This window comes from Klebsiella sp. PL-2018 (assembly GCF_019048985.1).
GTDB classification, from domain to species: domain Bacteria; phylum Pseudomonadota; class Gammaproteobacteria; order Enterobacterales; family Enterobacteriaceae; genus Klebsiella; species Klebsiella michiganensis.
On sequence record NZ_CP077673.1, the window covers coordinates 5434621 to 5447437 of the forward strand.

The window sequence follows — 12817 nt, forward strand, 5'->3', positions numbered from 1 at the left end:
TGTTACACGCATCACTCTGAAATGTTTTTTTGATGTTACCAATAGCGCGATTGTTTGCTATATTGAGCGATATCGAACATTTGTGAGCTTAAACGAAAGTGTAAGAGGTGGCGAGCGTGGAAACCAAAGATCTGATTGTGATAGGGGGAGGCATCAACGGTGCCGGTATCGCGGCAGACGCCGCAGGGCGTGGTTTATCCGTACTGATGCTGGAGGCAAGCGACCTTGCCTGCGCCACATCCAGCGCCAGCTCAAAGCTGATTCACGGCGGGCTGCGCTACCTTGAACACTATGAGTTCCGCCTGGTGAGCGAAGCGCTGGCCGAACGCGAAGTGTTGTTAAAAATGGCCCCGCATATCGCCTTCCCGATGCGCTTTCGTTTACCGCATCGCCCGCACCTGCGTCCGGCGTGGATGATCCGCATTGGCCTGTTTATGTACGATCATCTGGGCAAGCGCACCAGCTTACCCGGCTCAACCGGGTTGCGTTTTGGCACAGAATCGGTACTTAAACCTGAAATCGTGCGCGGTTTCGAATATTCCGACTGCTGGGTTGACGATGCGCGTCTGGTGCTGGCCAATGCCCAGATGGTTGTGCGTAAAGGCGGGGAAGTGCGCACGCGGACCCGCGCCATCTCGGCAAAACGTGAAAACGGTTTGTGGATTGTCGAAGCCGAAGATATTGATAGCGGCGAGAAGTTTACCTGGCAGGCGCGCGGTCTGGTTAACGCCACCGGCCCGTGGGTCAAACAGTTCTTCGACGAAGGGATGCATCTGCGCTCGCCGTACGGTATTCGCTTGATCAAGGGCAGCCATATCGTGGTGCCGCGCGTGCACACGCAGAAACAGGCCTACATCCTGCAAAATGAAGATAAACGCATTGTGTTTGTGATCCCGTGGATGGATGAATTTTCCATCATCGGCACCACCGACGTGGAGTATAAAGGCGATCCTAAAGCGGTAGCGATCGACGACAACGAAGTTAACTACCTGCTGAACGTCTATAACGCCCACTTTAAAAAGCCTCTCACCCGGGACGATATCGTCTGGACCTACTCCGGCGTGCGCCCGCTGTGCGACGATGAATCCGACTCGCCGCAGGCGATCACCCGCGATTACACTCTTGATATCCATGATGATAACGAGCAGGCGCCGCTGCTGTCGGTCTTTGGCGGCAAGCTGACCACCTATCGCAAGCTGGCCGAGCATGCGCTGGAGAAACTAACGCCTTACTACAAAGGCATCGGCCCGGCATGGACCAAAACCGCGGTGCTGCCCGGCGGCGATATCGGCAGCGACCGTGACGACTACGCGGCGAAACTGCGCCGCCGCTTTTCGTTTATCAGCGAATCGATGGCCCGCCATTACGCCCGCACCTACGGCAGCAACAGCGAGCTAATCCTTGATAAGGCGACCTCACTGGACGATCTGGGTGAGCATTTCGGCCATGAGTTTTTTGAAGCCGAACTGCGCTATCTGGTTGAGCACGAATGGGTTCGTTCGCTGGATGACGCGATCTGGCGTCGCACTAAACAAGGTATGTGGCTGAATGACGAGCAGCAGGCGCGCATCAGCGAGTGGCTGGCGCAGCACGCGGGAAAGTCTGAGCTGTCGCTGGCGTCGTAACACCGCAAACAGTAACGGGGCCTGTAGGCCCCGTTTTTTATGGCTAATCCGTTACAACCTTACCGGATCGATATGCCAGATATGGTCGGCATACTCCTTAATCGTGCGGTCGGAAGAGAAGTAGCCCATATTGGCGATATTCAGCATCGCTTTATTGGCCCACTCCTCCGGATGACGGTACAGCTCATCCACCTTATCCTGACAATCCACGTAGCTACGGTAATCCGCCAGAACCTGATAGTGGTCGCCGAAGTTAATCAGCGAATCCAGCAGGTCACGGTAGCGTCCCGGCTCCGATGGGCTGAACAGGCCGGTGCCGATCTGCGTCAGCGCCTGGTGCAGCTCTTCATCCTGCTCATAGTAATCACGCGGTTTGTAGCCGTTAGCCCGCAGGGCTTCAACCTCTTCCGCCGTATTACCGAAGATAAAGAAATTATCCGCCCCGACGTGCTCCTGCATCTCAACGTTAGCCCCGTCCAGGGTACCGATGGTTAACGCGCCGTTAAGCGCGAACTTCATGTTGCTGGTACCGGACGCCTCCGTCCCCGCCAGCGAGATCTGCTCAGAGAGATCCGCCGCCGGAATGATCAGCTGCGCGAGGCTTACGCTGTAGTTAGGAATGAACACCACTTTCAGCTTATCGCCAACGTCCGGATCGTTATTCACCACCGCCGCGACGTCATTGATTAAATGAATAATATGCTTCGCCATGTAGTAAGCCGAAGCCGCCTTGCCGGCGAAGATATTCACGCGCGGTACCCACTCAGCGTCGGGATCGGCCTTAATGCGATTGTAGCGGGTGATCACATGCAGCACGTTCATTAGCTGACGTTTGTACTCGTGAATACGCTTGATCTGCACATCGAACAGGGCTTTCGGGTTGACCACCACGTTAAGCTGCTGGCCGATGTAGTTCGCCAGCCGCTGCTTGTTTTCCAGCTTGGCCTGGCGCACCGCCTGGTTAACCTTCGGAAAGTCAATATGCTGCTCCAGCTCCTTCAGCTGGCTTAAATCCGTACGCCAGGTGTGGCCGATATTTTCATCCAGCACTTTCGACAGCGGCGGATTCGCCAGCGCCAGCCAGCGGCGCGGAGTGACGCCGTTCGTGACGTTGGTAAAGCGCATCGGGAAGATTTTGGCAAATTCGGCAAACAGCGACTCGACCATCAGCCGGGAGTGCAGCTCCGACACGCCGTTGACCTTGTGGCTTACCACCACCGCCAGCCACGCCATGCGTACGCGACGCCCGTTAGACTCGTCGATAATCGACGTACGGCCCAGCATCGCCGTATCGTTGGGATACTGCTCCTGCAGGGTCTTCAGGAAGTAGTCGTTAATCTCGAAAATAATCTGCAAATGACGCGGCAGGATTTTACCCAGCATATCGACGGGCCAGGTCTCCAGCGCTTCGCTCATCAGGGTATGGTTGGTATAGGAGAAGACCTGGCAGGTCACCTCGAACGCCTCATCCCAGCTAAACTTATGCTCGTCAATCAGCAGGCGCATCAGCTCCGGAATCGACAGCACCGGGTGCGTGTCGTTGAGGTGAATCGCGATTTTGTCCGCCAGATTGGCGTAGGTTTTATGCAGCTGGTAGTGACGGCTGAGGATATCCTGTACCGTCGCCGACACGAGGAAATACTCCTGGCGCAGGCGCAGCTCGCGCCCGGAATAGGTGGAGTCATCCGGATAGAGCACCCGCGACACGTTCTCGGAGTGGTTTTTATCTTCCACCGCCGCGAAGTAGTCGCCCTGGTTGAATTTACCGAGGTTGATCTCGCTGCTGGCCTGCGCGCTCCACAGACGCAGCGTGTTGGTGGCGTCGGTGTCGAAACCCGGGATGATCTGATCGTAGGCTTCGGCAATAATCTCTTCGGTCTCCACCCAGCGCGAGTGTTTACCTTCCTGCTGAATGCGGCCGCCGAAGCGCACTTTGTAGCGCGTATTGTGGCGCTCGAACTCCCACGGGTTGCCGTACTCCAGCCAGTAGTCCGGGGACTCTTTCTGCCGCCCGTCGACGATATTCTGCTTAAACATCCCGTAGTCGTAGCGAATACCGTAGCCGCGGCCCGGCAAACCCAGCGCCGCCAGCGAGTCGAGGAAGCAGGCAGCCAGACGACCAAGACCGCCGTTGCCCAGGCCCGGGTCGTTCTCTTCGTCAATCAGCTCTTCAAGATTCAGCCCCATCTCTTCCAGCGCGCTGTTCACGTCCTCATAAATACCGAGCGATAGCAGCGCGTTGGACAAGGTACGGCCAATCAAAAACTCCATCGACAGATAGTAAACCTGGCGCACTTCCTGAGAGAGCTGCGCCCGGTTTGAACGCAGCCAGCGCTCAACCATGCGATCGCGAACGGCGAACAGCGTGGCGTTGAGCCATTCATGTTTGTTAGCGATAGCCGGATCTTTGCCGATGATAAACATCAGCTTATAAGCAATAGAGTGCTTTAACGCCTCAACGCTCAGGGTGGGTGATGAGTAGCTAAAAGGTACATTCATAGCTTTGGCTCCTGGTTACAGCAAGCGTTGATAAAGTTCGCGGTAAGAATTTGCGGCAACCTGCCAGCTAAAATCCATATTCATCGCCTGACGCTGGACGTAGCGCCAGAGCGACGGGCGCGACCACAAGACGAATGTGCGTCGAATAGCCCGCAGCAGCGACAAAGCGTTGCTATCTTCAAAAACAAAGCCGGTAGCCAGACCGTCGGCGAGGTTCTCCAGCGAGCAATCGGACACGGTGTCCGCCAGTCCGCCGGTACGCCGCACCAGCGGTAGCGTGCCGTACTTCAGGCCGTACAGCTGGGTTAAGCCGCACGGTTCAAAACGGCTGGGCACCAGAATCACATCGGCGCCGCCCATAATGCGGTGCGAGAAGGCTTCATGGTAGCCAATCTGTACGCCGACCTTGCCCGGATGCTCGGCCGCGGCGGCCAGGAAGCCCTCCTGCAGCACCGGATCGCCCGCCCCCAGCAGCGCCAGCTGACCGCCCTGCTCCAGCAGGCCCGGCAGCGCCTCAAGCACCAGGTCCAGCCCCTTCTGGCTGGTCAAACGGCTGACAACGGCAAACAGCGGCGCTTTGTCATCCACCTTCAGCCCCATGGCGATTTGCAGCTGGCGTTTGTTTTCCGCTTTTTCTTCCAGCCGATCGCGATCGTAGCGCGCGGCCAGCAGCAGGTCGCTTTCCGGATTCCAGATATGATCATCCACCCCGTTGAGGATCCCGGAGAGGCGGCCCTCATGCTGCCGCTGACGCAGCAGCCCTTCCATGCCGTAAGCGAACTGCGGCTCGGTGATTTCGCGCGCATAGGTCGGGCTGACCGCCGTAATATGGTCGGCGTAGTAGAGCCCCGCCTTCAGAAAGGAGATCTGGCCGTTAAATTCAAGGCCATGAACGTTGTAGAACGACCACGGCAGCTCAATGTCGTTCATATGCCACGAGTAGAACATCCCCTGGTAGGCCAGGTTATGCACCGTAAAGACCGACTTAGCCGGGTGGCCGCGCGCCGCCAGATAGGCCGGGGTCAGGCCCGCATGCCAGTCGTGGGCGTGAACAACGTCAGGGCGCCAGAAAGGATCCAGGCCGCAGGCCATCTCGCTACCGACCCATCCCAGCAGCGCAAAGCGCAGCACGTTGTCGGTATAGGCGTGCTGATTGGTATCGTGGTAAGGGCTCCCTGGGCGATCGTAGAGATGCGGGGCATCAATCAAATAGATGCCCACGCCGTTAAAGTGACCGAACAGCAGAGTGATGCGCCCGGCAAACGTCTCGCGGCGCGTCACCACCTGCGCATCCGTCACGCCGCGGCGGATATCAGGAAACGCGGGCAGCAGTACGCGCGTGTCGACGCCCCCGGCAATTTGCGCTGCAGGCAGCGCGCCGATCACATCCGCCAGTCCACCGGTTTTTAACAGCGGGAACATCTCTGAACATACATGTAATACCTGCATTAGCGCTCCTGTGGATACCCCAATTTCCGCAGCATGTCGCGGGTGACCAGCACGATACCTTCCTCCGAGCGGTAGAAACGGCGTGCATCCTCTTCCGCGTTCTCCCCAACAACCATACCTTCCGGGATCACGCAGGCGCGGTCAATAATGCAGCGACGCAGGCGGCACGAACGGCCAACCCAAACCTCTGGCAACAAGACTGCCGAATCAATATTACAGAATGAATTCACCCGCACGCGCGGGAACAGCACCGACTGCACAACCACCGAGCCGGAGATAATACAGCCGCCTGAAACCAGCGAGTTCAGGGTCATCCCGTGGCTGCCCGAGCGGTCCTGGACGAATTTTGCCGGAGGCAAAGGCTCCATATGAGTGCGAATCGGCCAGTTCTGATCGTACATGTCCAGTTCCGGGGTCACCGAAGCCAGATCGAGGTTGGCTTTCCAGTACGCTTCCAGGGTCCCGACATCACGCCAGTAGGGCTCAGACTGCGGATCGGACTGCACGCAGGAGAGCGGGAAAGGATGTGCATAAGCCATGCCAGCTTTGGTGATTTTCGGAATGATGTCTTTACCAAAATCGTGGCTGGAGCTTTCATCGCTGTCGTCTTCTTCCAGAAGCTCATAAAGGTAATCCGCGTCAAAGACATAGATACCCATACTCGCCAGCGATTTGCTGGCATCGCCCGGCATCGCAGGCGGATTAGCCGGTTTTTCGACGAAATCGATAATCTTATCGCTCTCGTCCACCGCCATGACCCCGAACGCCCGTGCTTCTTCAATAGGCACTGGCATACAGGCCACGGTGCAACGCGCGCCTTTTTCGACGTGATCGATAAGCATGCGCGAGTAGTCTTGTTTGTAAATATGGTCGCCCGCGAGGATAACGACGTACTCCGCCTTGTAACGACGAATGATGTCGAGGTTCTGCGTCACCGCATCCGCCGTGCCGCGATACCAGTTTTCCCCCTGCATCCTTTGCTGGGCGGGCAGCAGGTCAACAAACTCGTTCATCTCTTCATTGAAGAACGACCAGCCGCGCTGGATATGCTGCACCAGCGTATGCGATTGATACTGGGTGATGACGCCGATGCGTCGAATGCCTGAGTTAATACAGTTAGATAACGCAAAATCGATAATGCGGAACTTGCCGCCGAAATGGACAGCAGGTTTCGCGCGTTTATTGGTCAGATCCTTCAGACGGGTACCACGTCCCCCGGCAAGGATCAGCGCAACGGATTTGATCGGCAACTGACGCGCCAGCATCAATGGATCGTTCTTTTCTACCCCAACCATAATTAACTCCTTTTTAACTCCCCAGCTTGCCTGCCCTTCTCGTCGCGCCGCCGCTTCGAGACCAACCGGAAGCCCCGAGGTTACGACCTTTGAAATACGCACACTCCGTGCGCGGGCCCATGCCAGACAGCTATAGTGACCGGATTATCCTCTCCGGCGAAAGGTGGAATGGCGCGCCATTCCCCCGCGGGTAAAACCATCTCTGCCACCTCGGCGGTGGCGTTGAGCGCCATCAGCCAGCGATCGGACAATATGATCTGCATACGCGGCGCACCGTGCTGCCATTCATCGGCGGACAGCGGCTGCGCATGTTGGTTTAACCAGCGAACGCTGCCGTCTCCCTCCTGCCACCAGCGATTCTCGGTTAAAGCCGGAACCCGCTGGCGCAGATGAATTAACGCGGCGGTGAACGCGGTCAGCCCGCGGTTAGTATGGTTCCAGTCCAGCCAGGTCAACGCATTGTCCTGACAGTAAGCATTGTTGTTGCCATGCTGGCTGTGACCGTGTTCGTCACCCGCCAGCAGCATCGGCGTTCCCTGCGCCAGCAGTAGCGTCGCCAGAAGAGCGTGAACGCTGGCACGGCGCCGTTCAATCACGGCAAGACTCCCTTCTAATCCTTCTATACCATGATTGTTGCTGTAGTTATTGTTAGTCCCATCGCGATTCTCCTCCCCGTTTGCCTCATTATGTTTCTGATTGAAACAAACGCAGTCGCGCAGGGTGAAACCATCGTGCGCGGTGACCAGGTTAACCGCCGCCGAAGCCGCTCTGCCGTTACGCTGAAAAACGTCGCTGGATGCGGCAAAACGCTGAGCGAAGTCGCCCAGCGAGACGTTCTGCTGCAGCCAGAATCGACGCGCGGTATCGCGGAAATGGTCGTTCCACTCGGCGAACAGCGGCGGAAAGTTACCCACCTGGTAGCCGCCCGGGCCGATATCCCAGGGTTCCGCGATCAGCTTGACCTCCGCCAGACGCGGGTCGTTACGGATGGCCTCAAACAGCGGCGCATCCTGACGAAACGCCGGCGTCCGCCCCATCACCGAGGCGAGGTCGAAACGAAAGCCGTCAACGTGGCACTCGTCAACCCAAAAACGCAGGCACTGGCGGGCATACTCCACCACGCCGGGGTGGCTGAGGTTGAGGGTGTTCCCGCAGCCGGTCCAGTTGTGGTAATCGCCGTCTTCCCTGATCCAATAATAGCTACGGTTATCGATTCCGCGCAGGGAGAAGGTCGGCCCTTCCAGGTCTATCTCCGCGCTATGGTTCAGCACCACGTCAAGGATCACTTCGATGCCCGCCGCATGCAGCGCTTTTACCGCATCGCGAAACTCGTTTAACGCCTGCTTCGGCGCGCTGGCGTAGCGCGTGTCGAGGGCGAAAATCGCCAGCGGGTTGTAGCCCCAATAGTTGCTTAACCCCATCCGCTGAAGGCGCGGTTCGCTGGCGAACTGCGCCACCGGCATTAACTCTAGTGCAGTAATGCCCAGCATGCGGAAGTAATCGATCATCACCGGATGACCGAGCGCTTTATAGGTGCCGCGGATATTCTCCGGCAGATCGGGGTGCAGATACGTCAGCCCCTTGACGTGGGCTTCATAAATCACCGTCTGGCCCCACGGCGTGCGCGGCGGCTTATCGCCGCGCCAGTCGTAATGCAGGTCGATCACCCGCGACTTCGGCGCTATCGCCGCGCTGTCGCGACGATCGGGAACGCGATCGCCGCCGTGGAGACGTTCATCGTCAGGCAACCCGCCGTCTACCTGATGGCAGCAGGGGTCAAGCAGCAGCTTCGCCGGGTTGAAGCGGTGCCCTTGCGTTGGGTCCCAGGGCCCGTGGACGCGGTAGCCGTAGCGCAGGCCAGGCCCGACATCGGCGAGCCAGCCGTGCCAGATATCGCCGCTGCGCGCGGGCAGGTCGACGCGCCGTTCATTACCCTGCTCGTCAAACACGCAGAGTTCCACCCGCTCCGCATGGGCGGAAAAGAGCGCGAAATTCACGCCCTTACCGTCGTAGCTGGCCCCTAAAGGCGCGGGCTTTCCTGCCGCGAGTGCGATCATTGCGCCTCCCGCACCAGCCACACCGTCGCCAGCGGCGGCAGCGTAATGGAGAGGGAGTGTTCACGACCGTGGCTGGCGATCGGGTCGCTCTCAACGACGCCGCCGTTGCCGGTGTTGCTGCCGTGGTAATGCATGGAGTCGGTGTTGAGCTCTTCACGCCAGCGGCCGGGCTGGTTGATGCCAAAACGGTACTCATGACGCGGGACCGGGGTGAAGTTGCTGGCGACGATAATTTCATTGCCCGCCCTGTCGCGACGAACAAAGATAAATACCGAACGCTCATGGTCGTCCACCACCAGCCATTCGAAGCCGTAGGGATCGAAATCCAGCTCGTGCAGCGCTTTATGGTGACGATAGGTATGGTTGAGGTCGCGCACCAGCCGCTGGACGCCGTGGTGCCAGTTATCGCCGCCTTCCAGCAGATGCCAGTCGAGGCTTGCGTCGTGGTTCCATTCGCGCCCCTGAGCAAACTCATTGCCCATAAACAGCAGCTTTTTACCCGGGAAGGCAAACAGCCAGCCGTAGTAGGCGCGCAGGTTAGCGAACTTCTGCCAGGCGTCGCCCGGCATGCGGTCGAGTATCGATTTTTTGCCGTGCACCACTTCATCATGAGAGAGCGGCAGGACAAAGTTTTCGGTGTAGTTGTAGAGCATACCGAAGGTCATCTTGTCGTGATGATGACGGCGATGCACCGGGTCCAGCTTCATGTAGTCGAGGGTGTCGTGCATCCAGCCGAGGTTCCACTTGAACCAGAAACCCAGCCCGCCGGTGGAGGAAGGACGGGAAACGCCGGGAAAATCGGTCGACTCTTCCGCCATGGTTACCGCGCCCGGCGTCTGTTCGCCCAGCACGCGGTTGGTATTGCGCAGAAACTCAATCGCTTCAAGGTTTTCCCGACCGCCGAATTCGTTCGGCACCCACTCGCCCTGCTTGCGGCTGTAGTCGCGATAAATCATCGACGCCACCGCATCAACCCGCAGCGCGTCAATGCCGAAGCGTTCGATCCAGTACAGCGCATTGCCGACCAGGTAATTGCTGACCTCGCGGCGGCCGTAGTTGTAAATCAGGGTGTTCCAGTCCTGATGGTAGCCTTCGCGCGGGTCGCTATGTTCATACAGCGAGGTGCCGTCAAACGAGGCGAGCGCAAAGTCATCCGCCGGAAAATGGCCAGGCACCCAGTCCAGAATAACGTTAAGCCCCGCGGCGTGCGCGGCGTTGATAAAGTAGCGGAAATCCTCCCGGGTACCGAAGCGACGGGTGGGCGCGTACAGCCCGGTCGGCTGGTAGCCCCAGCTGCCGTCAAACGGATGCTCGTTAACCGGCAGCAGTTCGAGGTGGGTAAAGCCCATCCATTTGGCATACGGGACCAGCTGGTCGGCAAGCTCGCGATAGCTCAGCCAGAAGTTATTATCGGTGTGGCGGCGCCAGGAGCCGAGGTGTACTTCATAAATCGAGATCGGCGCATCAAACTGGTTAGCCTGCTTGCGCTCCGGCGGCTGTGCGACCTTTTCCGGCAGCCCGCAGATGAGCGAGGCGCTCTCCGGGCGCATTTGCGCTTCAAAAGCGTAAGGATCGGACTTCACCCGCAGGTTGCCGTGGGCATCGATAAGCTCGAATTTATACAGCTGGCCGTTCAGCGCGCCGGGAACAAACAGCTCCCAGATGCCGGACTCTTTACGCAGGCGCATCGGGTGGCGGCGGCCGTCCCAGTAGTTAAACTGGCCGACGACCGATACCCGGCGGGCATTCGGCGCCCATACGGAGAAACGCGTACCGACCACGCCGTCCATGGTATCGGCATGCGCGCCCAGCGTTTCATAAGGACGCAGATGCGTGCCTTCCGACAGCAGCCAGACATCGAGATCCTGCAACAGCGGACCAAAACGGTATGGGTCATCAATCAGGTTCTGCTGCCCGTGCCAGGTGACGGCCAGCTGATAGCGAAAAGGATTTTTACGACGCGGCAGAACGCCGCTGAAGAAACCGCGCGAGTCGAGGCATTCCAGCTTGCCGACTTTGCGTCCGGTTTTTGGTTCAATGACCCACACATCGGTGGCATCGGGTAATAATGCACGAACTTCCAGCCCGGCGTCGGTGTAATGCATGCCAAGCACGGAAAAAGGATCCGCAAAATGGCCGGCGATAAGCGCATTAATCACGTCCTTATCAATACGATTAGACATGGTTTCATCCTGTTGTAGGTGTCGCCCTTTCCTGTATCCGGCGACTTTTTTTGACCTGAACGGCGCAGCACGTTATGCGTCCCCCTGCTCCGTCCCACCTTCAGGTAAGGAGACATCGTGACTCCTTACTTAAAGCATAGCCAAGGCTGAGTTACCTCCGTTGGGAAAAATCTAACATTCGCGTTTACTCCTTGTATTACGCAAAAAAAAGGGGTGTTTCAACACCCCTTTTTTCATCTTGTGACGACTACGCCAGCTGTCTTAGCATGCGGCGGAGCGGCTCGGCGGCCCCCCACAGCAGCTGGTCACCAACGGTGAAGGCCGACAGGTACTCCGGCCCCATGTTCAGTTTACGCAGGCGACCCACCGGGGTGGTCAGGGTGCCGGTAACGGCAGCCGGAGTCAGCTCACGCATGGTGATATCACGATCGTTCGGTACCACTTTGGCCCACGGGTTATGCGCGGCCAGCAGTTCCTCAACGGTCGGAATAGAAACATCTTTTTTCAGCTTGATGGTGAACGCCTGGCTATGGCAGCGCAGCGCGCCAACGCGAACGCACAGGCCGTCTACCGGAATCGGTGAGGCGGTCGCGAGAATTTTGTTGGTCTCCGCCTGGCCTTTCCACTCTTCACGGCTCTGGCCGTTATCCAGCTGTTTGTCGATCCATGGGATCAGGCTGCCCGCCAAAGGAACGCCAAAGTTGTCTACCGCCAGCTCGCCGCTGCGGGTCAACGAGGTGACCTTGCGTTCAATATCCAGGATCGCGGAAGCCGGATCCGCCAGCTCAGCCGCAACATGGCTGTGCAGCTGGCCCATCTGGGTCAGCAGCTCGCGCATATGCCGCGCACCGCCGCCGGAAGCCGCCTGATAAGTCGCCACGCTAACCCACTCAACCAGATCCTGAGCAAACAGGCCGCCGAGAGACATCAGCATCAGGCTGACGGTACAGTTGCCGCCGACAAAGGTTTTAACGCCGTTGTTCAGACCTGCGGTGATAACGTCCTGGTTCACCGGGTCGAGAATGATGATGGCGTCGTCTTTCATGCGCAGCGAAGAGGCGGCGTCAATCCAGTAGCCCTGCCAGCCGCTTTCACGCAGCTTCGGGTAAATATCGTTGGTGTAATCGCCGCCCTGACACGTGACAATAATGTCCAGCGCCTTCAGTGCTTCCAGATCGAATGCATCCTGAAGCGTGCCACCGGTACTGCCACCAAAAGATGGAGCAGGCTGCCCCAGCTGGGAGGTGGAGAAAAAAACAGGGCGAATGGCATCAAAATCGCGCTCTTCAACCATGCGTTGCATGAGGACAGAGCCGACCATTCCGCGCCAGCCGATAAAACCAACATTTTTCATAACGTATTCCTGCGAGGTGTGTGCTGTTTGTTCCAGGCCAGTTTCCTACTGGTTAGTCCTTCACATTACAAAATGCAGCTAAAGTCGCAAGTGAAATTAATCAATGATTGCCAGGCAATCAGTAACGTAACTAATTTTGCATAGCGGCAGCCGTCGCTGGCCCCCCGGAATACCCTAATAATTATCAGGGAATTTATATCGCGAAGGAAATATTTTCCGCCGCTATTTTATTGATCAGGATTATGGATTACGGCAGAAATTCGGTTGTTTTACTCTTGCTAACCAAACCGGTTAAAGCCAGGCGTGGCGCGGGTTTGTGAGCCGTATGACGTTTATCGTATTTCTGATAGTGGCA

7 protein-coding genes are annotated in these 12817 nt (G+C 57.8%); 1 reads left to right on the forward strand and 6 read right to left on the reverse strand.

Translation table 11 applies throughout. The annotated features are described in order from the left end of the window. The first annotated feature begins 116 nt into the window (after window positions 1–116). Window positions 117–1625, forward strand: coding sequence for a glycerol-3-phosphate dehydrogenase (gene glpD / locus MKleb_RS25735; protein ID WP_025107851.1), 1509 nt, complete (start codon window positions 117–119; stop codon window positions 1623–1625). A gap of 51 nt (window positions 1626–1676) precedes the next feature. On the opposite strand, the gene glgP is transcribed toward glpD, so the two are convergent. The 6 genes from glgP to asd form a co-directional block, all read right to left on the reverse strand. Then, a complete protein-coding gene (glgP, locus tag MKleb_RS25740) occupies window positions 1677–4124 on the reverse strand; it encodes a glycogen phosphorylase (RefSeq protein WP_004854983.1) in 2448 nt (815 codons plus the stop codon). Window positions 4125–4139: 15 nt separating this feature from the next. Beyond that, on the reverse strand, window positions 4140–5573 hold the full coding sequence (glgA, locus tag MKleb_RS25745; protein WP_004854984.1) for a glycogen synthase GlgA: 1434 nt from the start codon (window positions 5571–5573) through the stop codon (window positions 4140–4142). Beyond that, the gene (glgC, locus tag MKleb_RS25750; protein ID WP_004106488.1) at window positions 5573–6868 is read right to left on the reverse strand and encodes a glucose-1-phosphate adenylyltransferase; all 1296 of its coding nucleotides are present in this window, start codon (window positions 6866–6868) and stop codon (window positions 5573–5575) included. The genes glgA and glgC overlap by 1 nt, the downstream gene beginning before the upstream one ends. An 80-nt stretch (window positions 6869–6948) precedes the next feature. Continuing rightward, window positions 6949–8925 carry a glycogen debranching protein GlgX gene (gene glgX / locus MKleb_RS25755; protein ID WP_025107852.1) on the reverse strand — a complete coding sequence of 659 codons (1977 nt, stop codon included), beginning with the start codon at window positions 8923–8925 and terminating at the stop codon, window positions 6949–6951. Further along, a complete protein-coding gene (gene glgB, locus MKleb_RS25760) occupies window positions 8922–11108 on the reverse strand; it encodes a 1,4-alpha-glucan branching enzyme (RefSeq protein ID WP_014227074.1) in 2187 nt (728 codons plus the stop codon). The genes glgX and glgB overlap by 4 nt, the downstream gene beginning before the upstream one ends. 247 nt (window positions 11109–11355) lie before the next feature. Continuing rightward, a complete protein-coding gene (asd, locus tag MKleb_RS25765; protein ID WP_004854992.1) occupies window positions 11356–12462 on the reverse strand; it encodes an aspartate-semialdehyde dehydrogenase in 1107 nt (368 codons plus the stop codon). Between the last annotated feature and the right edge of the window lie 355 nt (window positions 12463–12817).

Bases quoted from the DNA above. Each gene is read 5' to 3' on its own strand.
- glgP (WP_004854983.1), bottom strand. From the start codon at position 4,124: ATGAATGTACCTTTTAGCTACTCATCACCCACCCTGAGCGTTGAGGCG.
- glgA (WP_004854984.1), bottom strand. From the start codon at position 5,573: ATGCAGGTATTACATGTATGTTCAGAGATGTTCCCGCTGTTAAAAACC.
- glgC (WP_004106488.1), bottom strand. From the start codon at position 6,868: ATGGTTGGGGTAGAAAAGAACGATCCATTGATGCTGGCGCGTCAGTTG.
- glgX (WP_025107852.1), bottom strand. From the start codon at position 8,925: ATGATCGCACTCGCGGCAGGAAAGCCCGCGCCTTTAGGGGCCAGCTAC.
- glgB (WP_014227074.1), bottom strand. From the start codon at position 11,108: ATGTCTAATCGTATTGATAAGGACGTGATTAATGCGCTTATCGCCGGC.
- asd (WP_004854992.1), bottom strand. From the start codon at position 12,462: ATGAAAAATGTTGGTTTTATCGGCTGGCGCGGAATGGTCGGCTCTGTC.